This is a genomic window from Mucilaginibacter sp. 22184 (assembly GCF_052045695.1).
Lineage (GTDB): Bacteria > Bacteroidota > Bacteroidia > Sphingobacteriales > Sphingobacteriaceae > Mucilaginibacter.
The window spans coordinates 348494-375005 of record NZ_JBQEPI010000007.1 but is presented as its reverse complement, the minus strand read 5'-3'; the positions used below and the strand labels follow the sequence as shown (position 1 = coordinate 375005).

The 26512-nt window shown below is 42.8% G+C and carries 23 protein-coding genes; 4 read left to right on the top strand and 19 right to left on the bottom strand.

All coding sequences use genetic code 11. The features are described 5' to 3' along the window. Nucleotides 1-31: 31 nt before the first annotated feature. The 10 genes from ACTJKG_RS17655 to ACTJKG_RS17610 all read right to left on the bottom strand — a co-directional run bounded on the left by ACTJKG_RS17655 (nt 32) and on the right by ACTJKG_RS17610 (nt 11200). Nucleotides 32-232 carry a hypothetical protein gene (locus ACTJKG_RS17655; RefSeq protein WP_076373622.1) on the bottom strand — a complete coding sequence of 67 codons (201 nt, stop codon included), beginning with the start codon at nt 230-232 and terminating at the stop codon, nt 32-34. A gap of 385 nt (nt 233-617) precedes the next feature. After that, entirely contained in the window at nt 618-1448 is an 831-nt protein-coding gene (locus ACTJKG_RS17650; RefSeq protein ID WP_440739949.1) for an amidohydrolase family protein, read from the bottom strand. Next, on the bottom strand, nt 1441-2286 hold the full coding sequence (locus ACTJKG_RS17645) for a fumarylacetoacetate hydrolase family protein (protein ID WP_440739948.1): 846 nt from the start codon (nt 2284-2286) through the stop codon (nt 1441-1443). The genes ACTJKG_RS17650 and ACTJKG_RS17645 overlap by 8 nt, the downstream gene beginning before the upstream one ends. A gap of 26 nt (nt 2287-2312) precedes the next feature. Then, nucleotides 2313-3077, bottom strand: a complete 765-nt coding sequence (locus ACTJKG_RS17640; protein ID WP_440739947.1) for an SDR family NAD(P)-dependent oxidoreductase — start codon at nt 3075-3077, stop codon at nt 2313-2315. A gap of 228 nt (nt 3078-3305) precedes the next feature. Beyond that, nucleotides 3306-4967 (bottom strand): UxaA family hydrolase, encoded by a 1662-nt coding sequence (locus tag ACTJKG_RS17635; protein ID WP_440739946.1) that lies wholly within the window; start codon nt 4965-4967, stop codon nt 3306-3308. Between the two features lie 76 nt (nt 4968-5043). Continuing rightward, complete coding sequence (locus ACTJKG_RS17630; protein WP_172337122.1) at nt 5044-6396, bottom strand: alpha-L-fucosidase; 1353 nt, start codon at nt 6394-6396, stop codon at nt 5044-5046. A gap of 21 nt (nt 6397-6417) precedes the next feature. Next, nucleotides 6418-6750 carry an L-rhamnose mutarotase gene (locus tag ACTJKG_RS17625; RefSeq protein ID WP_172337121.1) on the bottom strand — a complete coding sequence of 111 codons (333 nt, stop codon included), beginning with the start codon at nt 6748-6750 and terminating at the stop codon, nt 6418-6420. A gap of 301 nt (nt 6751-7051) precedes the next feature. Then, nucleotides 7052-7573, bottom strand: a complete 522-nt coding sequence (locus tag ACTJKG_RS17620; RefSeq protein WP_440739945.1) for a GNAT family N-acetyltransferase — start codon at nt 7571-7573, stop codon at nt 7052-7054. A 108-nt stretch (nt 7574-7681) separates the two neighbouring features. Next, nucleotides 7682-10102, bottom strand: coding sequence for an ABC transporter permease (locus tag ACTJKG_RS17615; protein ID WP_440739944.1), 2421 nt, complete (start codon nt 10100-10102; stop codon nt 7682-7684). 225 nt (nt 10103-10327) lie between these two features. Continuing rightward, the gene (locus ACTJKG_RS17610) at nt 10328-11200 is read right to left on the bottom strand and encodes an AraC family transcriptional regulator (protein ID WP_172337118.1); all 873 of its coding nucleotides are present in this window, start codon (nt 11198-11200) and stop codon (nt 10328-10330) included. 644 nt (nt 11201-11844) lie between these two features. Between ACTJKG_RS17610 and ACTJKG_RS17605 the strand changes: the two genes are divergently transcribed. The 3 genes from ACTJKG_RS17605 (at nt 11845) to ACTJKG_RS17595 (ending at nt 15328) form a co-directional block, all read left to right on the top strand. Further along, a complete protein-coding gene (locus ACTJKG_RS17605) occupies nt 11845-13245 on the top strand; it encodes an ATP-binding protein (RefSeq protein ID WP_172337117.1) in 1401 nt (466 codons plus the stop codon). Nucleotides 13246-13383: 138 nt separating this feature from the next. Beyond that, complete coding sequence (locus tag ACTJKG_RS17600) at nt 13384-15045, top strand: response regulator (RefSeq protein ID WP_172337116.1); 1662 nt, start codon at nt 13384-13386, stop codon at nt 15043-15045. Between the two features lie 10 nt (nt 15046-15055). Beyond that, nucleotides 15056-15328, top strand: coding sequence for a UBP-type zinc finger domain-containing protein (locus ACTJKG_RS17595; RefSeq protein ID WP_172337115.1), 273 nt, complete (start codon nt 15056-15058; stop codon nt 15326-15328). Between the two features lie 292 nt (nt 15329-15620). Here the strand turns inward: ACTJKG_RS17595 and ACTJKG_RS17590 are convergent, their stop codons facing one another. The 8 genes from ACTJKG_RS17590 to ACTJKG_RS17555 form a co-directional block, all read right to left on the bottom strand. After that, complete coding sequence (locus tag ACTJKG_RS17590; protein ID WP_440739943.1) at nt 15621-16058, bottom strand: DoxX family protein; 438 nt, start codon at nt 16056-16058, stop codon at nt 15621-15623. A gap of 182 nt (nt 16059-16240) precedes the next feature. Continuing rightward, complete coding sequence (locus ACTJKG_RS17585; protein ID WP_440739942.1) at nt 16241-17233, bottom strand: sugar phosphate isomerase/epimerase family protein; 993 nt, start codon at nt 17231-17233, stop codon at nt 16241-16243. A 62-nt stretch (nt 17234-17295) separates the two neighbouring features. Next, nucleotides 17296-17784, bottom strand: coding sequence for a hypothetical protein (locus ACTJKG_RS17580; RefSeq protein WP_172337112.1), 489 nt, complete (start codon nt 17782-17784; stop codon nt 17296-17298). Between the two features lie 23 nt (nt 17785-17807). After that, the gene (locus ACTJKG_RS17575) at nt 17808-19958 is read right to left on the bottom strand and encodes a penicillin acylase family protein (RefSeq protein ID WP_440739941.1); all 2151 of its coding nucleotides are present in this window, start codon (nt 19956-19958) and stop codon (nt 17808-17810) included. Between the two features lie 539 nt (nt 19959-20497). Further along, entirely contained in the window at nt 20498-21589 is a 1092-nt protein-coding gene (locus tag ACTJKG_RS17570; protein ID WP_440739940.1) for a DUF3810 domain-containing protein, read from the bottom strand. A 120-nt stretch (nt 21590-21709) separates the two neighbouring features. Next, a complete protein-coding gene (locus ACTJKG_RS17565) occupies nt 21710-22225 on the bottom strand; it encodes a DUF2911 domain-containing protein (protein ID WP_172337109.1) in 516 nt (171 codons plus the stop codon). 275 nt (nt 22226-22500) lie between these two features. Beyond that, the gene (locus ACTJKG_RS17560; RefSeq protein WP_172337108.1) at nt 22501-22701 is read right to left on the bottom strand and encodes a hypothetical protein; all 201 of its coding nucleotides are present in this window, start codon (nt 22699-22701) and stop codon (nt 22501-22503) included. Nucleotides 22702-22791: 90 nt separating this feature from the next. Next, on the bottom strand, nt 22792-23031 hold the full coding sequence (locus ACTJKG_RS17555) for a hypothetical protein (RefSeq protein WP_172337107.1): 240 nt from the start codon (nt 23029-23031) through the stop codon (nt 22792-22794). A gap of 185 nt (nt 23032-23216) precedes the next feature. Between ACTJKG_RS17555 and ACTJKG_RS17550 the strand changes: the two genes are divergently transcribed. Then, nucleotides 23217-23846: a DUF47 domain-containing protein gene (locus tag ACTJKG_RS17550; protein WP_172337106.1), complete on the top strand. Its 630-nt coding sequence runs from the start codon at nt 23217-23219 to the stop codon at nt 23844-23846. 72 nt (nt 23847-23918) lie between these two features. On the opposite strand, the gene ACTJKG_RS17545 is transcribed toward ACTJKG_RS17550, so the two are convergent. Next, nucleotides 23919-26435, bottom strand: a complete 2517-nt coding sequence (locus ACTJKG_RS17545) for a TonB-dependent receptor domain-containing protein (protein ID WP_440739939.1) — start codon at nt 26433-26435, stop codon at nt 23919-23921. Nucleotides 26436-26512 lie beyond the last annotated feature (77 nt).

Sequence of the window (26512 nt, the reverse complement as noted above, 5' to 3'; positions counted from 1 at the left end):
CAATGGCTTTTTGCATGAGGTATAATTAATACTAATGCCTGTGTTTTGATAAATTGCTTACGTTAATTTCTTCCAGAAAACCATCTTCATTGATGGCATAGCGGGCATACTCGGTATTGGTATCAATCTTGTAAACAGGTTTTGATCTTTTCCTGAACTTTTTTCGCACAACCAATAACGGAAGAATGATTACGGCAAGCAGGGCGGTAACTTCTAATAAAATAATATACATGACTCTTTCTTAATAAATTTGCTTGAAGACGCTGGTTATCAACAGCAAACAAGATGATAATTACCCTGCTTCTGATCAATCCACCGACTAATAATCACACAGCTAATTATGTGCCATAATTTCTACTAACACAAAATATTGCATTTTTATTATGATCTGGGTTATAAATAATTGGTTAAAAAGGTCGTTAACCGCAGGGGGGCTGATTAACAATGTATTAAGCATTAATGCACATTAACGGCAAAATAGCAGTGTACATGTATAAATTGGCTATACACAACAGAAAGTTACCGTGCTGTTGCAACGGTACATAGTTACTTACTTTTATTTTATTTAGCAACAAAAATTTCAAAATGATAGCGCTGTATCATTTTGAAATTCAAGCTTATAAATTGTAAAATAGTGTAGCATTTTTGCCCCAGAACAAGTCTTGCTCTGTTGCCGATAATCTTGAGCAATAATTATTTACCACCTGCATGGTGCCTTCATAACCACCAGCCAGGAGGCATACGGGCCAGTCGGATCCAAACATTACCCGATTGATGCCAAAAGCATTGAACACCACATCCAGGTAAGGTGTAAAATCTTCGGTTTTCCACAACTTCCAGTTGGCTTCGGTAAGCATGCCCGATACCTTGCAGTAAACATTGGGGTGTAAGGCTAAAGCCAGGATATCTTTTTGCCAATCATTAATATGTTGATCTTTAATATGAGGTTTGGCCAAATGGTCGACCACAAATTTTTGATCGGGGAAACCTCCGGCCAGTAATTCGGCGTAAGGAAGGTGCTCAGGGTATATCAGTATATCATATGTATAGCCGTACTTTTGCAAACTGGCTATACCTTTCTGAAAGCGCGGTTGCAGCATATACTGCCTGTCAGGCTCCGCTTGTAAAATATGACGAAAGCCTTTCAGCAGATTAAATTGTTTAAAATACTCCAACCGCTCTTCCAGGTTATCCGCTTTCAGATCAACCCAGCCTACTACACCTTTTACAAAAGGGTTAGCAGCTGCCATCTCCAGCAGGAATTGTGTCTCCTGTTCGGACTGATCGGCCTGAACAGCCACACAACCGTCAATGCCGTTCTGTTGTAATACCGGCAGCAGATCTGTTGGTAAAAAGTCACGTTTGATCACCAGCATTTCATCGTTGATCCAGCTATCACGAACCGGGTCAAATATCCAGAAATGCTGGTGCGCATCAATTTTAGGCATAAGCTACCACGTTTTGTTTTGATTCGCCAAGCCCATCGATGCCCAGTTCAACCACGTCGCCTGGTTTTAAATAAAATGGCGGTTTCATACCCAGGCCAACACCGGCAGGTGTACCTGTTGAAATGATATCGCCCGGCAGCAGCGTCATGAACTGGCTGGTATAGGAAATCAAATGGGGCAGGTTAAAAATAAAGTTTGATGTAGTACCATCCTGCAATGTTTTACCGTTCACCTTTAACCATAAACGCAGGTTATGCGGATCGGCAATTTCATCAGGTGTGGCCAAAAACGGACCAAGCGGCGCGAAGGTATCGCAACCTTTTCCTTTATCCCAGGTGCCATTACGTTCTAATTGAAACTCACGCTCCGATACATCATTATGCAGTACATATCCGGCTACATAGTTCATCGCATCACCTTCATCAACATAAGACGCCTTTTTACCGATCACTACGGCCAGCTCCACTTCCCAATCGGTTTTTACAGAATTTTTGGGGATCACGATATTATCATTCGGGCCAACAATGGCGGTAGTAGCCTTCATGAATATCACCGGCTCGGGTGGCAGGGGCGCGTTGGTTTCTTTAGCATGATCGGCATAATTTAAGCCAATGCATACAATTTTTGAAGGACGCACTATCGGGCTGCCTAAGCGTATGCTATCAGCAACCTCGGGGAGTTGTTTATCTTTTATAAAAGCGGCCAGGCGTGCCACACCATCAGTCGCAAAAAACTGTTCGGTGTAATCCTCGCTAAAGGCAGAAACATCATATTTTTTATCGTTAAGGATCACTCCTGGCTTTTCTTGTCCAATTGCGCCAAATCGTATCAGCTTCATATTGTTGTGGTATTGTTTTTTAAAGGTTAGTTGTTCAAAGTTATAAATCCACCATCGATAGGATAATCGGTGCCGGTGATAAAGCCTGCCTCGTCTGAGCAAAGATATAGAGCAAGGGCGGCAACTTCTTCCGACCGCCCCATCCTGCCGATAGGCTGACTCCTGGATAGCTTTTCAAAAATCTCATCCTCTTTACCGGCGTAGTTTTTGGCTATAAAACCATCCACAAACGGCGTATGGATACGTGCAGGTGAAATACAGTTACACCTGATGTTATCATGCAGGTAATCGCGCGCTACAGAAAGCGTCATGGCATGTATAGCACCTTTACTCATTGAATAGGCAAACCTGTCGGTAATACCTACGCTGGCCGCTATAGAAGCAGTATTCAAGATCACGCCTCCACCATTAGCTTTCAACGCCGGGATCACCGCGAAAAGGCAGTTGTAGGCACCCTTTACGTTCACGTTAAATACGCGCTCAAAGTCTTCGGTACTGGTATTATCGGCCTTGCCAATGTGGGCTATGCCCGCGTTATTGATCAGAATATCGATCTTACCTATTTTGTTGAAAGTATCTACTACCTGTTGCTGCTTGCTTACATCACAGGCATAGCCGAAGGCTTTTCCGCTGGCTGCTTCAATTTCGCTTACAGTTTCGGCCGCGGCCTTGTCATTTAATTCGATGATGTGAACGGTAGCACCTTGCTGCGCAAATAATACCGACATGGCTTTACCTATGCCGCTACCCCCGCCTGTGATCACTACCGATTTATTGGTTAGTTTAAACATGTTACTCTAATATAGATTTATCCAATATTTTGTCATCCTGAACGGAGTGAAGGATCTGTTAGCGGACTATTCATATATACCAATAGATGCGTCACTCCGTTCAGCATGACAAATTTATAATTATAAAAAGGCATCTGTCAGTCTGAGCTTGTCGAAGACTCGCGCGGAGAGGCCTTTGCCCACCATGCTTCGACGAGCTCAGCATGACACCCTATTTTATGCTCCGTCTTACAACGACACCCCTCTTTTCCAGGGTATAAAATCATCCTGACCTAGTTTTACCGATTTGGGTTCAACCTCGCCGCTGGCCAGTTGGATCACATAATTTAATATACGTTCGCCAACCTGTTGAATGGTTTCTTCACCTTCGATGATTGTCCCGCAATTAATATCGATAATATCCGGCATACGTTCAAACATAGCCGTATTGGTTGATAATTTTACTACCGGGGTGATCGGGTTTCCGGTAGGCGTACCCAAACCTGTGGTAAACAAAACGATATTAGCACCAGAACCTACTTCGGCAGTAGTACTTTCCACATCGCTGCCTGGCGTACATAACAGGTTTAACCCTGGCTTGGTTACTTTTTCGGGATAATCCAATACCGCCGCAACCGGCGATGTACCACCTTTTTTGGCTGCTCCTGCCGATTTAATGGCGTCGGTGATCAAACCATCGCGGATATTACCGGGTGATGGGTTAGCGTAAAAACCTGAGCCGTCGGCCTCCGCACGGGCGTTGTAGGTGGTCATCAGTTGCATAAAGCGATTGGCTGTTTCTTCGTCGACACAACGGTCGCTCAGTTCCTGCTCCACGCCGCAAAGCTCCGGAAACTCGGCCAATATCACCGAACCGCCCATAGCCACCAGCAAATCGGACACATAACCCAACGCAGGGTTTGCCGAAATACCCGAAAAGCCATCAGAGCCACCGCATTCCAAACCAATACACAATTTAGATAATGGCGCCGGCTGACGCTGATTTTGATTAGCCTGTACCAAACCGGCAAAGGTTTGCTTTAGCGCCTGTTTCAGCAACTCACTCTCGGTACCTACTTTTTGCTGCTCCAGCACCACCATTGGTTTGCTGAAGTTGGGATCGCGTTTGGCTATTTCGGCTTGTAAAATACTCACCTGCGCATGTTGGCAGCCTAAACTTAAAACTGTTGCACCTGCCACGTTTGGGTGGGTAATATACCCGGCGATCAGTCCACACAACGCGTCAGAATCATCCTTTGTACCTCCGCAGCCCATGCTATGGTTCAAAAATTTAATGCCGTCGATGTTTTTGAACAGTCGTTTAGAATCCGCTTTTTCTGCTGATGCCTGGATATCGGCATTCAATATTTCTTCAACAGATTTACCTGCCTGGTAAAGCTCCATCAGTTGCTCAACATCGCCATCATAGCTTTTGGCTTTTTTGTAACCCAGTTTATCAACCAGGGCTTCTTTTAATACGTTGATGTTACGGTTTTCGCAAAATACCAACGGCACTACTATCCAGTAGTTGGCAGTACCAACAGAGCCATCGGCACGGTGGTAACCATTAAAGGTTTTACTGTCAAAGTTACGGGTATCGGGTTGGTGCCAACTTAATTTGCGCTCGCCCAGACGAAATCCGTCAGAGGCGTGGTGCACATTTTGCGTGCTCAGCAAACCGCCTTGTGGTATGGTACTGGTGGTTTTACCCACCAGTACGCCATACATGTAAATTTCCTGACCGGTTTTCAGTTCATTGATCGCGAATTTGTGTTTCGCGGCAATACGATCGGCTAAAGTAAAGGTGTTACCCTCAAAAGTGATCGGTGTTCCCTGCTCCAGGTTTTGCAGGGCTACCAGCACATTATCATGCGGGTGTATCCTTAAAAATGTTTCTTTTTGTATTGACATTATATCCTAAATTCTAAACTCTAAATCCGAAGTGCTAAAACCTTACGATTAGGGGGCTTATCCGAATTCTGTTACCTTAATTAACTAAAGTTAATTCAATTACAGGTATTTCGTAATTTGGTTTTTTAACCGGCAGGGTTAATTCTACATCCTGCCCTGCGGTTTTACTTAAAAGCTCTGAATGATCATTTAAAAACTGCGCGTATTTAATTTTACCAACATAACCCGGCAAGGTTAATTTGCCATCTTTAGGATAATCAAACACGTGCACATATAAACGACCGTTCACTTTATTATAAGTTAGTTTGGTACCTTCTGGTATCTTATAACTATCGGGCGCAAAGGTACAGTTATAAATAGACTGGCTGTTGGCATGCATCCAGTGGCTCAGGCTATCCAACGCGTTGGTTGCGCGGTAGTCAAACTCTCCGCGGCCGGTTGGACCAACGTTCAGTATCAGGTTACCACCGTTACTGGTGGAGGTGATCAACAGGTCAAGCAGCTGACGATGAGTTTTCCAGGTGTTTTCATCACGATAGTAGCCCCATGAACCAGAAAATGTTTGACAGGTTTCCCAGGTTTTACCACGGTACTTAGCCAGTTCGGCAGTACTCACCTGCTCGGGGGTTTCAAAGTCGGCGCCGTCTTTATACTCTTCCAAATTCAGGCGGTTATCGACAATGATGCCCGGCTGTAATTTACGGATCAGCTTTAATAGTTCCACAGAACCCCACTCATCCTTACCTTTACCGTGACCATCTTTACGTGGGAACGAAAAATCAAGCCAAAGGATATCAATTTTACCATATTTAGTTAACAGCTCGGTGATCTGATCACGCATGTACTGACGATATTTGGCCATATCGCGGTTCTTGTTTAAAGCGGCATAAGAAGCATCGCTTTTATCTTTTGGCGATTGCGGGTGGATCTCGTCAATAGTGTAATCCGGGTGGTGCCAATCAAGCAGGGAATAATAAAAACCTACTTTGAGGCCTTGCCCGCGGAAAGCGTTTACATACTCGCGCACCAGGTCGCGTTTGGCTTTGGTATTGGGTGCCTTGTAATCAGTAAATTTGGAGTCGAACAGGCAAAAACCTTCGTGATGTTTGGTGGTTAATACCGCGTATTTCATACCCGCTGCTTTGGCTTGCCTGGCCCATTTTTGCGGATCGAACAGATCGGGGTTAAACTGATCGAAATATTTTTGGTAGCCCGCGTTATCAATCTTTTCATTATGCTTTACCCATTCATGCCTGGCCGCGCCTGAGTACAGGCCCCAGTGAATAAACATCCCAAAACGATCGTCCGTCCACCATTCCATACGTTTTTGTTTCTGGGCATCGGTTTCGGTACCGATCATTTTTTGCGCGAACACCGGTGACAGGGACAGGAGCACCAGCGCGAATAGCAATTGAGTTCTCTTAAGCATAATTTATTTAGTTTGAATTGGTTACAAGGCAAATATTTTATCCATCAAAACCCATTTTTCGCCATTAAGTGCTCCCTTTACCGGCTGCTGATATTTCCACATCAGCGTTTCCCATTCCTGTACTTTCATATTGGCAGCATCCGCAGCGGCTTTCTTCTCAAAACTGAAGTTATCATCGGTTTCCATGATCATAAATAAACGCACATCAAAACGATAGATCTCCATATGAGTGATACCAGAATCGACAATACTTTTACGGATCTCGGGCCAGATGGCTTCGTGATATTTTTCGTACCCGGCAATCAGGGCTTCATCATCAACCAAATCAAGTGTTAAGCAATATCTGTGGGCCATAGCTATATTATAAAAGCTGGTTAAATTGGTAATACAAAGAAATAAGGTTTGGCTGTAAATAGTTATCCCAAAATCGTCAAAGTGTTAAGCTTTTTTGGCATGGGTTTATGGGAGTAAGGATTTGGTGAGCAAAGAGCAAAGACTAAAAAAAACAGGCTAATTAGTTCGCTCCCGATGGGAAGAGTATGATAAATTTTGTCATCCTGAGGAACGAAGGATCTATTCGCCGGGCGTATCGCACTATAGATGCTTCACTCCTTTCAGCATGACAAATTCTATTTCAGTAATAAACATTTAATAATTATAAACCAATCCGCTTCCAATAAATCATGGTAGCGGTTAAACCTCCGTGTGGTTTCAGGGCATAATCGGGAATGATACCGGTTAAAGTAAATCCTTGTTTTTCATACAAGCCCGAAGCTCCTTCGTCCTGAGCGGTATCAAGCACCAATAAGCTGCGATTATGTTCAACAGCCAACTGTTCGGCGGCTTGTAACAGGGCTTTGGCTATACCCCTGCCACGGTAGTTGATGCGGGTCATCATTTTGGCTATTTCGGCGCGGTGCGGCTGGTTGGGCGGCAGGCTAAGCACCAGGGTTACTGTGGCTACCAGTTCATCACCATCAAAAGCACCGAGAATGATGCGCTCACCACGATCAACAGCTGCTAATGAGCTTGTCCAAAAGTTGATGGATTCGACTGGACTTAAAGGATGCATAAAACCAACCGAACCTCCATTGGCTACCACTTCAATTAGCATAACGCTGAGGGCTATAATATTTTCTGACGTGTTGTTTAAGGGTTTTATTTTGATGTTGGGCATAGTGTTACAATGTATTCAAATACGAAAAGCCTCACCTAAATCCTCTCCAAAGGAGAGGACTTAGGTGAGGCTTTCTATCCCCTCTCCTTTGAAGAGGGTTGGGTGAGGTTACTCATTCCTCAATGACGATGTTGGATTAGTAAGCGCGGCCCTGAACGTTAAATAAAACGTGATAGCTATAGCTATAACTACCAGCGCGAATACCGGCAGTACAAACTGCCACCAGGTAAGCGTTACTTTAAACGCGTAGTGGTTAAGCCACTGGCTAATAAAAATATAAGCTACCGGCAATGCAAACAGACTTGATATCAGTATCAGTTTCACTACATCCCAGGTAAGCAGCGAGATAATGCTTTGTACCGATGCGCCCAAAACTTTGCGTACACCTATCTCTTTGGTACGGCGTGCGGCCGAGTAAGCGGTTAAGCCAAACAGCCCAATACAGGCAATAAATATAGCCAGTGAGGAAAACAGTGTGAACACATGTCCAAACTGTGTTTCCTGGTTGTACTGGCGGTTATAAAAATCGTCCAGGAAAAAGAAATCGAATGACGACTCCGGGAAATTATCGTTCCAGGTGGTTTTAATATGATCTACCATCTGGGCCATATTGTTTTGGCTTACTTTAATTGAAAAATAATCGGCGGGTATCCATGACAGGGTTGGATCCATAAACAATATTACCGGGGTATATTTTTGCTGCAACGATTGCTGATGATAATCTTTGATCACGCCGATCACTTCATCGGGATGATTATCAACGGTTTCAAGCCATACTTTCTTGCCAATTGCGTCCTCCGCTGAGCTAAAACCAAACTGCCGCACTGCCGATTCATTTAATACCACACCAATAGAATCTGCCGGGCGATTTTTATCAAATACCCTGCCCGCAATTAGCTGCATACCATATGCCTGCATAAAATCATGATCAACCTTTAGCATCTCATAAGTACGTTCTTCAGATTTTGGCGCGCCGAAACGCCTGTTGGCCAAAAACCAACGAACCTCCCTGCCCGGCACAGCACCCGAAAGCGTAACCGCCTTTACACCAGGAAAGCCCTGCAGCGTATTTTTAAAACTGCTGATCTTTTGCGCGTAATTACTGGTATTTACCGGCGTTTTGATCACAATGGTTTGGTTAATATTTATCCCGGTATTTTGGCTGCTCATGTAAACAATTTGCCGGTAAACCGCAAAGGTGCCTGCTATAAGCAGTACCGATGCCATAAACTGAAAAGCCACCATTCCCCGACGCAGTAATATCCCGCTTTTTGAAAATGCGAATCGCCCTTTGAGCACCGCTATCGGTTTTAACCGAGCCAGTACCAGAGCCGGGTAAATACCGGATAGTAAAATGCTCCCTAAAAAGACAGCTCCTACTCTCAGAAATAAAGCACTGTTAAATAAAAGGCCATAGGTATTACTGTCAGATAAATAATGTAACAACCCATAGCGCGCACCCAACACCAGTATAATACCCACCAAAAGGGCAGCTATATTAATGATGAACGACTCTGTTAAAAACTGCAGAATAAGCTGTGACGCGTGCGCTCCACTCACCTTGCGGATACCTACTTCGCGCGCACGATCAACTGATTTGGTGGTTGCCAGGTTAATATAATTGATACAGGCTATCACCAGGATAACGAAGGCTATGATATTTAAAAAATTAACCGCGAAACGGTTACCCTTTACCTCTATTTCATAAGGTTTGGCCGGGTTTAAATGGATATCCGCAAGAGGTATCAACTTTACCGCCCATTTGAGTTCCTTTAGTGATGGACCTGTTTTATACCGCTCGGCCAGGGCCGGAAATTTGGCTTCTACCGACTGAGTGCGGGCGCCAGGGTTCAACTTTACAAACGTGTAGCTTTCATGCTGGTACCAGAAATTCTGGATAAACTTGGATGAGGTGCTCCAGGATATCAGGAAATTAAACTGCATGGTGGAGTTGGCCGGAATATCTTTAAAAACGCCAGTAACCATACAGTGATATTTATCGCCAAGCGTACTTACATCCAGGAACTTGCCTATAGCATCAGCACCACCAAAATATTTTTTGGCTGCCGATTGCGATATCGCTATGGTGTTAACCTCTTTAAGTACGGTTAATGGGTTACCCTTTACCAGCGGATAGGCAAAAAAGCTAAAGAAGTTGCTATCGGCAAAGCAAACATGCTCTTCCCGGTACTTGGTGTTTTCATATTTCACCACCCTTTCTGAATTGGCCCAGCTGATCCTGGCGTAAGAAGCAATCTCGGGGAAATTAGCTTTCATGGCCGGAGCATATCCATTGGTGCTGGTTGGCCAGCTATCGGTAAGTTCCTGACCACGGTAAAACTGACTTTCTACACGATAAATGTTGGCCGCATCGGGATGGATGCGGTCAAAGCTTTTTTCGAAATTTACAAAGGCGGTGATGAGTATGAATGCCGCCATGCCCAACGCCAAACCGGTTACATTTATAAAAGTATATATTTTGTTTTTTACCAGGTTGCGGTAGGTAACCAATAGAATATTGCGAATCATAGCTTAATAAGGTTGAAGGCTAAATATAGGGATAATTGCCTATTTATCAAGCCGTCACTGCATCAGGTCAGCAGAAATTACCTGTGTAAAAAGTGGGTTTACATGGTTTACACTTTTCAGGGTTTACATTCATTTAAAATATTGATAATCAAAATATTAATAAACAAAACCCATCAGAAAGTGGGTTTACATGTAAACCCACTTTCTGATCTCTTCCTGCCCTCTTTACGGGTTCTTGGTAAACTCCTTCTGATACATCAGCGGACTTTTCCCGGTTACCTGCTTAAAGTGCTTATGAAAGGTCGAAAAATTATTGAATCCGCTATCATAGCATAATTGCTTGATATTCATCTTATTTTCTATCAGCAACTTACAAGCGTAACCTACCTTTATTTCGATAATGAACTGCGAGTAGGTTTTACGGGTTTTTGATTTAAAATACCGGCAAAAGGAATTGGAACTCACTCCAGCTATTTCGGCAATCTCATCCAGGTATATCTTTTTCCTGAAATTACGTACCGAGTACTCGTAGATATTGTTAAGCCTGTCGTTTTCCGACTCATTATGATCATACTTGAAACCAATGGAAGTAAGGTAGTTAACCGGGTTACTGATGGCCATGGTATTGAGGGCCTTAAGCAGCATGATGATCCTTTCGGCGCCATCGGTATCCAGCATATCTTCCAGCAACACGGTTAATTTCTCTTTGGTAACGCCACTGATCTGCAAACCCCTTTTTGATCGTTCCAGTAAAACTTTGATCAGCTTGTTTTCGGGCAACTGCAAAAAATGGTCGCCCCAAAAATTTTCGCAAAAATGAACTACGATTATCTCTACTTTCTCATGCCCGTTATGATCAAAATAAACATCATCAAAACGCCAGTAATGCGGTAAATTGGAGCCAACCAGCGTCATATCACCCGCTTTAAACTGTTTGATACTATCGCCGATAAACTGGGTACCACCACCTTTTTTAAAGTAAATGAGTTCAAGTTCCGGATGGCAGTGCCAGCGGTTATTAATATCGGGCAACACATCGCGCCTTACACTAAATGAATGTGCGGGTCCCGAAGAAACTTTTAACAAAAGCGGTTTCATTCAAGCTATTTTACAATTGATAGGGTAAATGTAGATAAAAAATGTATAAATAGCTTAATTTCTTATAATCTGTTCGCATTAAAAGCATTTTACAGCATACAGGGAAAAATATATTCGATGGAATCCGTGATCTGATCGACAAAACCGGCAAACCAGGACCGATACTTTTACGTATAATATTTTACGTATAATAATAAAAGCGTCATCGGATCTCACCACCGGGACGCGTTTTACTGATCAAATCAACTAAGTCCGGATCAATCTCATGTTTGATCTTTCTTACCAGCTTTCTCAAGTATGGTAACGCGCTAAATGCATCATTTCCTCAACAAGGTGGCGGCCGGAGCCGCCACCGGGAAGATGTTTATATACTCAAACTCATGGTCTTTATCAGAGGCAATAAAAATGGGCGATATTTATTTGATAAACATTATAATTAAATCATTATCAATAATTTACAATAAAAAAACCATCGATAGTGTTCCCGCCCGATGATCAGATTTATCGTATTAATGTAAATCATTGGTCATAAGTTACCCAATTAAAAAATCCTACGTATTTTAGCAAAAGCAATTTTGCTGGGTTTACTGCTGCACAATATTGTGCTCATTAAACTGTTGAATAATAATAGCTAATTTTAATACATGCAAACGGTAACTGTATCCTGGTTAAAATCGCTCGAAGCTTTTAATGGTGTGCCCGAAGATCAGCTGCAATGGCTGTTGGAGAATAGCGTTGATAATATTTTTGAGGACGGGGAATTTCTGATGCAACCCGGCGAACCCATGAGCGGCCCTCATATTATGGTTGATGGCAGTATGCGTTTCTTTATGATGCAAGGTGGTTTCCGACGCGAATTTACTGTTGTAGGTCCGGGTAACATTACCGGCTACCTGCCATTTTCAAGGGGAAAAATATCCAAAGGATATGCGCAAGCCATTGGCAAATTACATATACGGAGCTTTGATACCGAGCTGATACCAGACATGATCAGGAATCATTATGAGCTCACCCAGTCGCTGGTGAATATCATGACCACCCGTGTGCGTGATTTTACAGCCCTGCAGCAGCAGAATGAAAAAATGATGGCACTGGGTAAGCTCTCGGCCGGATTGGCTCATGAATTGAACAACCCGGCGTCCGCCATCGTGCGCGACTCCCTCACCCTGAAAAAGCACCTGGAGCAGGAACCTGAAAGTGTTAAGGCCATCTTTACCATGCGGCTTGAGCCACACCAGGTTACCGGTGTTACCGATCTTTTATTTCATCAGATTTCACAGCAAAATACAACACGTTTAAGCCTTAAACAACGTACTCATCGCGAAGATGAAATAATGGAATGGTTTGATGAGCACGAGATTGAGAATGGTTACGATATTGTTGAAAGCTTTGTTGATTTTAACTTCAGCATAGATACCCTTGAACAATTTGATGCCATTGTTACATCCGAAAACTTGTCAGATATACTAAACTGGATAAGCGATGTATTGATCTCCGAGAAAATGATCAGCGATATACAGGAATCGGCCAGGCGTATTGCCGAACTGGTAAGCTCTGTTAAAACATTTACCCACATGGATCGCGGGCAGGATAAGCAATATGCCGATATACACATTGGCATACGCAACACGCTTACCATGCTGGGTTACAAGATCAGGAAAGGTAATATCAACGTTATTGAAGACTTTGACGAAACCCTCCCCGAGGTAAAAGCCCTGATAGGCGAGCTTAACCAGGTATGGACCAACCTGATCGATAATGCCATTGATGCCATGTCTGTTAACGGCCAGGGAACATTAACCGTTAAAACACGCCGCGACCGTGAGTTTGTGGAAGTATTTATAGTTGACGACGGCCCAGGCATACCAGAAGAGATACAAAGCCTGATATTTGATCCGTTTTTTACAACCAAAGAAATGGGCAAAGGCACAGGTATGGGCCTTGAAGTGGTACAGCGTATTGTAAAACAACACCGTGGCTCTATCAAAGTAAAATCAATGCCGGGCAAAACTGTATTCAGTGTTTGTTTCCTGATTGATGGGTAACGTGTTAGTATCAAGTAGCTAGTATCAGGTATCAAGACAACTTTGTTTTTATACATTTTCAAAAATCTTGATACCTGATACTAGCCACTCGATACTTGATAAAATATTTAATAATTTTACCTTCAGAAAATCACCCCTATGAGCCGCCCTATAATATTTTCCATTGACGATGACCCGCAGGTACTGCGGTCCATAAGCCGCGACATCAGGTCGCAGTATGGTAAAGAGTACAAAATTTTGAGCACCACATCAGCAAATGAGGCCCTGGAAAGTCTTACCGAACTAAAAAACAGCTCGGACGTGGTTGCTTTGTTCCTGTGCGATCAGCGCATGCCCGAGATGGAAGGAGTGAAATTTTTAGAGAAGGCAAAAAAAATATTCCCTGATGCTAAACGTGTTTTGCTTACCGCCTACTCGGATACCGAGGCCGCGATAAAAGCCATAAATGATGTACAGCTTGATTATTACCTGATGAAACCCTGGGATCCACCAGAGGAAAAACTATATCCGGTAATTAATGATCTGTTAGACGATTGGCAAAATAACTATGTACCCGAATTTGTGGGTATCAAGCTGGTAGGCTTCCAGTTTAATCCGCAATCGCACCAGATCAAAGATTTTTTGGCTGGTAACCTGATTCCCTACCGATGGTTTGATATTGAGAAAAATGTTGATGCCGCCGGTTTGTTAACCTTAAATAATTTAAGCACCGACGACTTACCCCTTGTAATTTTTGAAGATGGCAGCCATATAGCCAAACCAAGCATAAGGGCCATAGCCGAAAAACTGGACAAAAGCCCGCAGCAATTGACCGATGTTTATGATGTAGTGATCATAGGTGCCGGCCCCGCAGGGCTGGCAGCAGCCGTTTACGGCGCATCCGAAGGTTTAAAGACTTTGTTAATCGAGCGCAAAGCACCAGGCGGACAGGCAGGTACCAGTTCGCGTATTGAAAATTACCTGGGTTTCCCGGCTGGTTTAAGCGGCGCCGACCTTACCCGTCGGGCTATAAGCCAGGCCATGCGTTTAGGTGCCGAGTTTTTATCACCTCAATCAGTAAGTGATATCAAACAAAAAGATGGCTACAAAACCATTATTTTGGATGATGGACCAGAGATCATCAGTCGTACGGTAGTAATCACTACAGGTGTCGATTATCGTAAACTGGAGGTTAAGGGTGTTGAAAATTACACCGGCGCTGGCATTTACTATGGTGCCGCCACTACCGAAGCTACGGCATGCACCGGTAAAGAAGTATATGTAATTGGTGGCGGTAACTCCGCGGGTCAAGCGGCTATGCACTTGTCTAAATTTGCCAAAAACGTGTACATCATTATCCGCCGGGACGATCTGGTGGCTACCATGTCGGCATACTTGATTAACCAGATTGCTGATACGCCCAACATTCACCTGGTACCCAATACAGAGATAGCTGAAGCCGCCGGCACCAATTGCCTGGAAGAATTAACCCTGTTGAACTGTAAAACCCAGGAAACGGAGAAAAAGGTAGCCAATGCCCTATATATTTTCATAGGCGCGAAACCTTATACCGACTGGATCAAACTTGATATTATCAAAAACAATAAGGACTTTATCGAAACCGGGCGCGAGCTGCGCAGCTATGAAGGTTTTGGTAAAATATGGAAACTTAAACGCGATCCGTTTTTACTGGAAACCAGCTGTTCGGGCATATTTGCCGCCGGCGACGTACGTGCCGGAGCTATGAACCGTGTAGCATCAGCTGTGGGCGAAGGCTCCATGGCTATTAGCTTTGTACATAAATACCTGGCCGAAGTTTAATAAGACAAAAATGATGGAAGACGAAACATGCCAGCATTTAACGGCCGTTAAGGATATCAAACAACCACAAGATTACGTTTGCGAGGAGTGTGTGAAAACACATTCCTCGTGGATGCATCTGCGTACCTGCCAAACCTGTGGTGTTACGCTTTGCTGTGATAGCTCGCCCAATACACACATGACCAAACATTTTAAACAAACCGGTCATCCGGTAGTGATCTCAGCCGAACCCGGCGAACGCTGGCTCTGGTGCTATGTAGATGAGTTGGCGGCAGGATATTAGTTTTTGTCTGAATCAGAATTAACAGAATTTAAGAATTTTCAGAATTCAACTTATTGCGCTCGTTTGTGACTACGAGTGTTGGAAAGACATAAACCCGTTGTCATTTCGAACGAGGAACGAGGAGAAATCTTGTTCTATTTACAATTAAAGCTTTGCGTCGCGTATAAGATTTCTCTTTCGCACAACGCTCATGCCCCCTCACTGCTCTATCGAAATGACAACTTTTATAAAAATTCGGTATTCCCAACACCTCTCGTCACAGGCCATCGCAAGGGCCGTTATAATTTATCAATTAAGGTTTCTCGCTCAAATACTTATCCAATGATATGGGCCCCGATCCGAGTATCATGAAAACCACCAGTAGTACCAGTGCTACGATAGACGGCCATGCCATCGCGTTGATAGGTTCCTGAAAAATGCCGGTTAAAAATACCGCGCCCAAAACTATCGGTATTTGTATAATGCAGCCTAAACGGGTGAGGATGCCTACCGCTATAAGTACGCCACCAACCATATGCGCGAAGGTTACATAATAAACCAACGCCATCAATACACCGGGCGTCAGATCAATCACATCCTGACTATCAATCAAGCTTTTGAGGTAAGCCGTATTTTGCATAAAGGCAATGCCTTTGAGCAATAAAAACACGCCGAGCGCAATGCGTACCACATCAAGGGCTTTAGGGTGATGAGTATCTCCCCAATTTTCAATTTTATGAACCAGGTTCATGACAGCCTCCTTTTTTTTAAAGGTTAATTGGTATAAAAGGCAGCGGCTTTATGAGTTAAAGAGGCATACCTTATTTTACTAAATATAATAAGAAACTTATTATATATGCAAATTGTTTTATCGACAGCCATACAGCTAAGTAACTGAAAACAAGGGCAACGCATCAATTATCCATTAAATGATCATAAAGCATTATCTTTTAGCCACCCGCGCAATGTGGATAAGTCTTTTTGCACGATGCTGGTAAATTGATGTTTGCTGATGGTTATTTGTTTGGCTCCATCCTGCGCGCCGCCCAATGCATCGTACTCACAATGCAAACTCAGCGGCCCGCCAATGTTTTGTTGCTTGAGCACTTCAAAATATTTCTTGAAATTGACCATGCCCTCGCCCAGCGGAACGCTCTTCACCTGCCATTTGCCATCCTTTTTGTCCCAGTAAAAATCTTTGATGTTGGTAGTTTTAATAAAAGGAACAAGCGGTTGTATCGAAGTAGCCCAGGTGTCGGCACCCTCGGTGGTGGCATGCCTGATATCGTACTGGCAGCCTATTGATGTCGGATCAAGATCTTTTAGCGCCAGCCAAAGATCCCAGATGGAGGCACCAAACAGATCACCAGAATGATTTTGATAAGCGCCGTGCATATGGTATTTCTCATTAAAAGCTGCCAAACCAGCCAGTTGCTTGCTGATTAGCTGCAAATTTGCCGGCACAGTAAGTGTTTTATCATAATTAAACCAGGCTGTACGGTAATATTTAATACCCAGCGCCGAAGCCGCTTTCAAAATATCAGCCGCGTATTTCTCGTCGGCTTGTTTAATATTGGTTACTATGGAATACACTTTTAACCCGGCTTTTTCAACCGCGGCAACAGCTTTGGGCAGATCGGCAGTAACATTTTCGGGTAATACATGACCATCGGGCCGCACAGTGAGATCAACACCATCAAAACCCATTTCGGCAGCCAGCGCGGCCATATCAGCATAATTGAGCCAGTGCAGATGTTTGGAGAAGATACTTACTTTAATCTTTTCTACGGTGCGTTTGTTGGTATTTAAATCAGTAGAAGTTAAAGGGGGTACCGGTGTTTTGGAGAGAGCATTCACACCCAAAGGGATACCGGCTGCTGCGAGCGCAGCGGTGGTGATGAACTTTTTGCGACTGATGGTTTTCATAGGCTTTATCAATTGGTTATGCAATATAATAAAGCCGCACCGGATTTGATGAGAGGAAAAACTTAATCGAAACCGATGAACTCCTTTTGTTTCACCTCTATTGATCCAAAGGTATTATCCCGGTTAACATATACCGCAATGTGATAAAAGTTATTATCGAACAGGTAAATATTGTTCGCCGCGTCGGCACCCTGAATGTTCATTTTCAAGCCGGCGCTTTTGGCCTGTGTTATTAAATTAAACAAATGTTGTGGTGTTTGCGATTTATAGGTAACCGTGCGCAACTGGGTACCATTGCTGAGTTTATATCCTTCGCCTATGATCACCGTTTCCTGGGTTTTATTACCGGCAATCTTACGCAAATGCTCTATCGTTCTGCCGTTCAGTTCCTGCAGATATTCATTTTTAAACCCTTTGCCATTTACCAGGTAGTTATGGGCATCGTCATTAGGCAGGTTGGAAATGTTGATCAAATCATTCAGTGTAATGCTTTGGCTAAATACATGGCCGCTGCAAAATACCAGTAAAGCGATAAAGAGATATTTTTTCATTTTTTTGATATTAACCCAACCGTTTAATCACCCGGATGATAGGTTTTTTGAGCGTGTTTCAACACATCGCTTTTATAAAATAATACATCTTTAAATTGGCCATCAATAAAACCCTGCGCCTGATCGGTAAAGTTTTTTGATGTCGCATTAAAAGACTGCCCTCCGGTCATGATACTTTTCGCCTTTATCTTCGGACCAAACTCCACCGCTGCTACAAAGCTATTGCCCGAATAACCGTAGCGTTTTTGTGTATTCACGGTACGGCTCTGGAACGATGGCAACTGCCCAAAGCCCGATCCGGTTGCCCCCACGGGGATACTCGGTAGTTTATCATCAAAGGTAATGCCATCTGCAGGGCGCTGGTACCTGTTTATATCCCCCCACGCCATTTTCCATGTACCAAAGCGGCTTTGCAGGTTTTTTAAAACCGTCGTTAAAAATTCAAGCTGCTGATCGCCGCTCATCTGAGCAAGTTTTTTCACACGTTGGGTAATAAATGTGCTCTGCTGATCTGTTTGCGGTGGCGGCAGGTTTTTCATCATCAAGGTACCCCACTCAATGGCCAGGGTACTGGCTACAGAATTTACAGCGCAATACTTATCCCATTGCTTCAATAGCAGTACGGGCTCCGTCAGTGAACGCTTAACAGAATCAGGTGCACGCTCATAAGCCGCGAACAAGGGTGGCAACAGATCATCAAAAGCAGCGAGGTAATGGTTATAGCCCTTCGCTATCAGTTGATTAAGGGTGATATGGTCTGCATCTTTGAGTAATTTAATGGCGGTAATGGCCCGGTAATTCTCGCCATCGGGAGCCATGTAAACAGGATATTTACTCTTGTCCGGACTACTGGTTCCTGAGGCTGTGTAAGGTGTAGAATTACAATTCTGAATCCAGCCGGTTGCCGGATTGATATCGGTAATGATATCTTTTAGCGCATGCACACCCTGCCATTCGGTTGCCGGTATGCTGCCATCAACAGGTAAGCTCCAGTCAAACTTCGGATCGCGTTTGGGTATATAGTTACCATACCAGAATACGATATTTCCCTTATCATCTGCATAGACCGTACTGTTGGAAGCATTTGATACCAGGTCCATAGCCTTTCTATATTCCGCAAGAGTATTTGCTTTAGTGATCAGCCATGACTCCAGCAAAGCGTTATAAGAGCGATTGTTGGCTTTCAGTGCCAGCCATTTACCATCGCGGCTGCCTAAAACGGGGCCATGATGGGTATAGTACCCTGTAATCGTTTTCGGTTCCAGTTTATCGCCGTTTCTGATATTCAGCACCAGTTTACGGGTGGCAACTGGTTTAAGCGAGCCGTTGTATTCATAATACCATTTACCATCTTTTTTACTCATTTTCTCGGCGTACAGGTCGCCCACATCAGCGTAGCTGCTGGTATGCATCCAACCGCAATGCTGGTTAAAACCCTGGTAAATAAAAAACTGTCCCCAGGTAACCGCGCCGTATGCGTTCAAGCCCTCATCGCTCACCAAACCTACTTCGCTGCGGAAATAAAAAGGCACATGCGGGTTTATATATAACAAAGCATGCCCCGAGGCTGATTTGGATGGCGCTATAGCAAAACCGTTTGAACCCGTTTCGCGCTCATTGATCATATCATAAATGGGATTGGGCTTGTTGATCAGGACGCCCAGCTGTTTATTCCATCTACTATAAAATTCCTCTGTTTCATTGAGGCGGATGCCTCCGGTTTCGGTTGCGGCAACGCTGCCATCGGTAAACATTAAAGCATACCAGGGTTCAAAACGCTTAAATACCAGTGGCTTTACCTCGGGGTGTTTGTACAGGTAATAGTTGATACCATCGGCAAAAGCATCCATGAGCTTTTTAAACCAGGGCGCACTGGCTCTATAATCTTTAATCGCTTCCGCGCTATCGGCTATTAGTTGTAATTGTACATCGGTATATAGTTTGCTACTGCCGTCAACTTCGGTTTGCCGGCCCAATTGGTACAGGTAATTACGCTCGATGCCTTTAAAATTATCTTCGCATTGGGTATACATCAGTCCAAAAACTACCGCCGCGTCCGTCTTTCCATAAATGTGCGGAACTCCCCAATTATCGCGAATAATGGTTACAGTTTTCGCCAGTTGCTCTGCCCGTTTTATTTCTTTTGGATTAAATATTTGAGCAAAAATTACCATTGGAGAAAATATTAAAACTATAGTTATACAATGCTTCATAGTAACGATATTTTTACTGGCCAATTTGACTTTTTGTTTATAAAGTTTAAAATGTTTTCATAATAATTACAGTAGATTTGCCATTCAAGCGTATAATATTTACAACACATAGGCGTTTCCATTCAATTATTCATAATTGAATACCAAAACTGATCGATCTTATTGCTATAAACAGCATACTTACAAAGTAATAAAGTTTTGTTTACCGGGCACGTTTTCGCTGAGGTAAATTTATAAGAGCTTAGGTACTCATTAAGCATGATATCTGAGATTTAGTTGATACAATATCATTGGATGATATTGCAATGCGTTCCGGGGGTGAGATACCGGAGCGCATTTTTTTTATTGGTTCATTGGGTTACTTGTTCATTGGTTCAGTGGTTCAGTGGTAAATGCGGTGAGCCTGTTTTCTTTCACACGTTAATTAACCGTAATAGCTAATAAGCATGTATTATACAACCACACACCAATGAACCAATAAAAAAGTAACCCAATGAACCTTAATGAACCCAGTTTTTACGCTCCTGGGCCATTACCAGCAATACCATCCGGTTATAGGTTTCGAGTCCCTGGGGTTGATTGTTGGCCTTTAAAAAGCTATCGTAAAAAATGCTGCTGATAGCGTTGAGTTTGTTTTCATAGGATAGCCAATAGCTGTGTTCGGTGGCATAATCATGGCGCACTTGCTTTGATATGGTAGCTTTGAGTGCCTTATAGGCTACCGTATCACGTCTGCCTAATGAATACATGAACTCACTAACAGCCAGGTGGTAGGCCGAATAGCGTAGCAACCTGTCTTTAGAGTGTATGGCAACAACAAAACCGGCAAAATCGGCCTCATCTTCGGCACCGTACCCCATCTGATGTGACATTTCATGACAAGCCACGAATGGCCGGTTAAAAACAGGCATTTGGAAGTTGATCTGTGCTTCGGAAGTAAAAGGATTATAATAGCCGGACGTACCCATAAAATTGAGCAAAAATGTAAGCATAGACGGCTTAACACGCGGATGCCAGGCTCGAAAACTAACCGAGCTGGTAGATAGCCCGCTCAGCGCATGTTTGGCGGTTTGATAAATAGTACTATTGCTTTGCGCCATATCGGCTGCGGTAACCCGCGCCCGTGTGGCATTTGCACTATCAATAAGCAACTGGGTTACTTTGTGCAGGTCGGCAGTGGTAAAGGAGGTATCCCGTAAATTAAGCCGCTCCGCCGCTGATGGACGGAAATAATTCATCCCCCAAAAAAGATAAAATGTCAATATACCTGCCTGCACCCCTATCACTAAACCCAATAACATTACTCCTGCCTTTTTAAATTGTTTTTTAAAAAGGAGTTTAAAGAAACTGATAGTTTTATAGATCAGGTAGGCTATAACCGCCACATATATAATATCGCCCACACTAAACGGAAACAGGTTAAAAAGCGGGTGCAGGGTATAGCAAATTAACACATAAAATCCCTCAGAATAATAACGCTCAACCCAAACCGGGTGATCGCCAAATTGCATCAGTATAAAAATGGCCAGGGCCAGGGATAATATAACTGCTATCCTTTTTAACAAAGGCTTTTCGCGAAAGTTATAACGCATTAGGGATATATAAACTAATAGTAATTTACTAAATTACTATTAAATGGTTATTCAAGGCTATTAAGGCATAAAAAAAGCCCCTTTGAGGGGCTTTGATACATCAAGTTAATGATAGCAATTTTATTTTATAGAAACCGGGACTTCGAAAGTATCCCATTTCAGCGCAAAACCACTCTTGGTAATGGTGTATTTAAGGCTCTCCTCTTTAGGGATGGTTTTTCCTTTAACGGTTACACGTAAAGCATCGTTGCTTTCTTTATAAGTATAAGCTCCCCACTGTTTCGGGTTCTTATCAAAAATAATAGTCCAGCTGCCGTTTTTGTCAGGGATCACAAAAAAGGCATATCTGCCCGCTGCCAATGGCTTTCCTTCAACCTTTATAGCTTTGCTGGTGGTAATGCTGGTTGCAGAATCGGCCCCGGCACGCCATACCTTATCAAATGGTACTAATTCGCCCAAAACTTTACGGCCTTTTACGTACGGACTGCCATATTTAATTTTAATGGTTGAACCGGCTACTACTGCTGTTGTACTGTCATGTGGGCTTGCCGGCTTTTTATCCTGGGCAAAGGCAACTGAGGTTAAAAGCACAAATGCAAAAAGCAATCCTGCTTTAAATTGTAATAATTTTCTCATAGCGTGTTTTATAGTTTTACTGGTAAATATAACATGAATATTGTTTGCTTTTCATTCACTATACAAATAAGTTAGTTTAACACATTACCAGTAAAACATATAAAAAGCTAAAACTAATTGACGATCAGTAACGTTATATAGAAAAAACGCCACATTGCAGTTAGGAATTGATCTTAGGGGTTCATAGCCTTAAGATTAAACAATTGTTGTGGTTTTTGCCCTTGCCGAAAGGCAGGGGTTTTTTGTGCCGTTTTTTCCGTGATTAAGAGGTAAGCCTAAACATTAACATCGTCTTTAAACTCTTCCCAGTAAACAGTTTCGAGATATATGCCATTGTTAATGGCCACACGGGCTTTTATTTCCTGCAATTCGGCCTTGATCTGTTCGGCGGTATGGTCGCTGCTTATGGAATGATAATAAATTACATAACCAGTTTTACTGTTTATAAATTTATAATGTTTATCAGCGGGTTTCATAAATAATGAACTTATATAAACATAATAAGCAGTACCCTCATATTGTTTTGTTAAGAGTTAAAATGTTACAATACAATAACATAATGGCAATTAGGCTTTTTTGAACCGTAATGCCATTTGCGACAGCTCGTCATCGCTGATCTTAGCGGGATCTTCAAACTGCCGCAGTACAATCTGAGTTGGAAAATTGATACTTCCACCCGAGGTTTTAACCATTACCCCCGTATCAAACACACTATGATACTTGTAATCGCCTATCAAATAATTGTGTTGTGATAACCTGATCAGCAGCTCAACAATAACATAAGTAGGTAGATGATTCCTGGTCATGCCTTAAATATACGTTAATTAATAATATTAAATTAACATTACATTAACAATAACATGACCTTGATGCGCAAATTAATCTCTACATTTAGGCGAAATATTATTGAGGACTTAAGCAAGTTAATCAACTAAAATACAACATTTTAGTTTAATGATATTAATAAAAAAAGGATCATAAAGTTCAGTGTATGTCGATACTTCCAAATTCCAATAAGATTTTTTATGACTTGTTTAACAGAGCGGCAGCCAATGTAGCCGAAATGGCTAAATTGCTGGATATGGCTGTAAACTCAAAAGATGTTTTTGAGCAAAAATACAATTTCACCCATATCGACAAATTAAAGATAAAAAGTTACGAGATCACTCACCTGGTATTCTCAGAATCAGGTAAACAGCTGATATCACCCTTTCAGCGTAAGGATATGTGCGATTTGGCAGCCGCTATTGATGATGTTGCCGATAGCATAGCTATGGCATCGCGCCGTATACATTTATATGATGTGCCTAAAATAACAGCACCTATGCTGAGCCTGGCCAACTTGATACTGCAAACCAGCACCGAGCTCGAAAAAGCGATCAACGCCATGAATAACCTGGGTAATTCGGCGCAGATATTTGAACTTTGCACCAGTATCAAAAAATTGGAATACCAGGCTGATACCGTTTACAATAAAGCCTTTGCCGATCTGCTGGCCAATGAAAAGGATGCTATTCAACTCATTAAATACACCGACGTATTTATGGCGATGGAAACCGCTACCGATAGCTGTGAAGATGCCACTCTTATTATTGAAAGTATCCTGATCAAAAACGGATAAAAAATACAGCTCTTATTTTAAAGTGCTATAGCAAAAAGCGATGCTGAGATCATCTCGGCATCGCTTTTTGGTTTATTTACTTTTACCGCCTCCACCGTTACCATCTTTAGGCTTTTCTGTTGAAGGAGGATTATCAGAGTTGTTATTCATGTTATCATCATCCTTGTTATCCCTGTTATCTTTCTTAAAATCAAGCTTGCCAAATTTGTAGCTTAGGCTGATACCGAATGATTGTACAGGCACCAGGCGCAGGTTGGTTTGGTAAAAACCGTTTCCGAATGTAGACGAACTCTGGCTAACATATTTGGCAAACGGATTTGATGCAGTAAGCCCAATACTGGCCTTTTTGTTCATGAACATTTTGCGCATGGCCAGGTTATAGAAAACAAATTTAGGGTTGGTTCCCTGTATACCCTTCTGCGATGAATTGTAATTGCCAAAAAACTCTGCGCTCAGGTCGTGTCCGAAATTATATTGAGCATTCAAATTCAGACGGTAAGCAAAAGCACTTACGCTTGTAAAACCCGGGTTATTGCTGGTTCTGTCGCTAAATATCATATTGGTACGCAAACTCAATTTACTGGTAACCGGTACCGATGCATAAATGTTAATACCAGTGCGGGTCTCTGATCCTAAATTGTATCGCTGGTTGTAGGATACATTGGTATACGTAGTACCATTTACATCCAATGTAGTGTAAAAAGTAGTGAACGACTGTATATCATCTGTATTACGGCGATAAAAAGCAGCAATATTAATATTAGCTCCTTTGTCAAAGCTTTTATTGTACCCGAGTTCAAAATTATCCCCCTTCTCGGGTTTCAGATTAGGGTTACCTGTGCTGATGTTGTGCACATCGCTGATATTTAAAAACGGGTTCAGATCACCGTAGTCCGGGCGCTGTATCCTGCGGGTATAGCTCAACTTAACAGATTGCGTAGCATCAAGCTTATGCGAGAATACGAGCGATGGCGCCAGGATATTATAATTGGGGATATTAACGCCCTGAAAATCGGCTGTTGTAACGGTGTACTCATCCCGTAAACCACCTTTTACATCCAGAAAGCTATTAAATAACGACGCGGAAGCCGACAAATAATAGGCATATATCTTACGATCGTACTTAAAGCTATAGGTTTGGCCCGGGCTTGGTTCAAACACGCCATCTGGTGATAATACCGAAGTAGCTACGCTATTATTGATATTGTTAAAATCGAGCTTGCCGCCAGTTTCAATAGTGAAAGTTTTACTTACCGGGTGCGTGTAATCAACAGAAACCGTGGTTTCATGATCTTTACCCGGGTTGGTATTTGATATACCCGTTGAAGGTTTCACATTGTTCAGATAATCTTGCTGCTGGAACGAGCTGAAACTATTATTACCAAAGCTGGAGGTATACAACACGTTAAGCTCCTGCCCTTCCTTATCAAACGTTTTTTTGTAGCTCACGCTAACATCGGTAGAGGTACCATTGAATTTACTGTTGGAGTGGCGGATATCGCTTGTATCTGAAAGCAAAGCACCACCCGGACTTGTTTTGCGCGACTCTTCATTGGTTATGGCATCGCCATGGTTACCAAAATGATTAAACCCGATGGAAGCCGTCAGATCATCATGCTTGGTGATATTCCAGGTAAAGTTCAGGCCCGATTGATAGCCGTTACGCTTAAAGTTATTACTACCCTGCTGAAACAGGTTGGTATTGTTATTTAGCGAATCTTTGGAATCACGGTTACGGGTATTGGGCGAGTTGCTGTTGATCTGCGCGTTACCACTAAAAAAAGCGTTCACCCCAAAGTTGCCTTTGCGAACATTAAGGTTAAATGATCCATTTTCGCGGCGTGTACCTGCCGACAGGTTAACACTGCCATTCACCCCTTCTACCCTGCTGTCCTTTAATATAATGTTTACAATACCACCGGTACCCGCAGCATCATATTTAGCACCCGGGCTGGTAACCACCTCAATACTCTTGATCTGGCTGGCCGGAATGCTGGCCAGCGCATCGGCCAAACTTGCTCCAAAAATACTGGAAGGCTTACCGTTGATCAGGAAGCGGATATTGGCATTACCCTGCAATTCCACATTACCATCAATGTCAACGGTTATTTGCGGTACTTTCTTTAATATATCGATAGCGACACCACCTTGAGCACTCAGATCGTTTTGCGGGTTATACACCATCTTATCGATCTTATTTTCAACCGTCGGCGTTTTGGCCGTAATGGTTACCCCCTGAAGCTGATGCGGCACCGGGCTTAGTTTTATTTCGCCGATGGATACATTACCATCTTTTACTATCACATGCTCTATAGTAGCCCGTTGATAGCCTAAAAAGTCGGCCGTAACTTTATACTCACCAGCGGGAATATGATCAATTGTAAAATTTCCTTTGGTATCGGTACTGATACCATTAAAAGGCGACGCGCTGCCTTGCTTATAAACGGAAACAGTGGCATAATCAACCGGCTGTTTATTAGTGGCATCGGTAACTTTACCGCTTATTTTTCCTTTAGCAGCGGGGTTAACCTGGGCCTGAACATTTACAAAAAAAACAAAAAATAAAAATAGTATAAAAACGGGCTTCATTCGAATGATAAAAGGATTATTCAACCCGCGAATTTGCCAAGAAAGATTGGATTAAAACTGAATTTTATCAATTGTTG

Bases quoted from the DNA above. Each gene is read 5' to 3' on its own strand.
- ACTJKG_RS17620 (WP_440739945.1), bottom strand. From the start codon at position 7,573: ATGCCCAACATCAAAATAAAACCCTTAAACAACACGTCAGAAAATATT.
- ACTJKG_RS17605 (WP_172337117.1), top strand. From the start codon at position 11,845: ATGCAAACGGTAACTGTATCCTGGTTAAAATCGCTCGAAGCTTTTAAT.
- ACTJKG_RS17640 (WP_440739947.1), bottom strand. From the start codon at position 3,077: ATGTTTAAACTAACCAATAAATCGGTAGTGATCACAGGCGGGGGTAGC.
- ACTJKG_RS17560 (WP_172337108.1), bottom strand. From the start codon at position 22,701: ATGAAACCCGCTGATAAACATTATAAATTTATAAACAGTAAAACTGGT.
- ACTJKG_RS17570 (WP_440739940.1), bottom strand. From the start codon at position 21,589: ATGCGTTATAACTTTCGCGAAAAGCCTTTGTTAAAAAGGATAGCAGTT.
- ACTJKG_RS17635 (WP_440739946.1), bottom strand. From the start codon at position 4,967: ATGTCAATACAAAAAGAAACATTTTTAAGGATACACCCGCATGATAAT.
- ACTJKG_RS17565 (WP_172337109.1), bottom strand. From the start codon at position 22,225: ATGAGAAAATTATTACAATTTAAAGCAGGATTGCTTTTTGCATTTGTG.
- ACTJKG_RS17575 (WP_440739941.1), bottom strand. From the start codon at position 19,958: ATGGTAATTTTTGCTCAAATATTTAATCCAAAAGAAATAAAACGGGCA.
- ACTJKG_RS17545 (WP_440739939.1), bottom strand. From the start codon at position 26,435: ATGAAGCCCGTTTTTATACTATTTTTATTTTTTGTTTTTTTTGTAAAT.
- ACTJKG_RS17590 (WP_440739943.1), bottom strand. From the start codon at position 16,058: ATGAACCTGGTTCATAAAATTGAAAATTGGGGAGATACTCATCACCCT.
- ACTJKG_RS17655 (WP_076373622.1), bottom strand. From the start codon at position 232: ATGTATATTATTTTATTAGAAGTTACCGCCCTGCTTGCCGTAATCATT.
- ACTJKG_RS17645 (WP_440739948.1), bottom strand. From the start codon at position 2,286: ATGAAGCTGATACGATTTGGCGCAATTGGACAAGAAAAGCCAGGAGTG.
- ACTJKG_RS17615 (WP_440739944.1), bottom strand. From the start codon at position 10,102: ATGATTCGCAATATTCTATTGGTTACCTACCGCAACCTGGTAAAAAAC.
- ACTJKG_RS17585 (WP_440739942.1), bottom strand. From the start codon at position 17,233: ATGAAAACCATCAGTCGCAAAAAGTTCATCACCACCGCTGCGCTCGCA.
- ACTJKG_RS17550 (WP_172337106.1), top strand. From the start codon at position 23,217: ATGTCGATACTTCCAAATTCCAATAAGATTTTTTATGACTTGTTTAAC.
- ACTJKG_RS17580 (WP_172337112.1), bottom strand. From the start codon at position 17,784: ATGAAAAAATATCTCTTTATCGCTTTACTGGTATTTTGCAGCGGCCAT.
- ACTJKG_RS17555 (WP_172337107.1), bottom strand. From the start codon at position 23,031: ATGACCAGGAATCATCTACCTACTTATGTTATTGTTGAGCTGCTGATC.
- ACTJKG_RS17600 (WP_172337116.1), top strand. From the start codon at position 13,384: ATGAGCCGCCCTATAATATTTTCCATTGACGATGACCCGCAGGTACTG.
- ACTJKG_RS17610 (WP_172337118.1), bottom strand. From the start codon at position 11,200: ATGAAACCGCTTTTGTTAAAAGTTTCTTCGGGACCCGCACATTCATTT.
- ACTJKG_RS17595 (WP_172337115.1), top strand. From the start codon at position 15,056: ATGATGGAAGACGAAACATGCCAGCATTTAACGGCCGTTAAGGATATC.
- ACTJKG_RS17625 (WP_172337121.1), bottom strand. From the start codon at position 6,750: ATGGCCCACAGATATTGCTTAACACTTGATTTGGTTGATGATGAAGCC.
- ACTJKG_RS17650 (WP_440739949.1), bottom strand. From the start codon at position 1,448: ATGCCTAAAATTGATGCGCACCAGCATTTCTGGATATTTGACCCGGTT.
- ACTJKG_RS17630 (WP_172337122.1), bottom strand. From the start codon at position 6,396: ATGCTTAAGAGAACTCAATTGCTATTCGCGCTGGTGCTCCTGTCCCTG.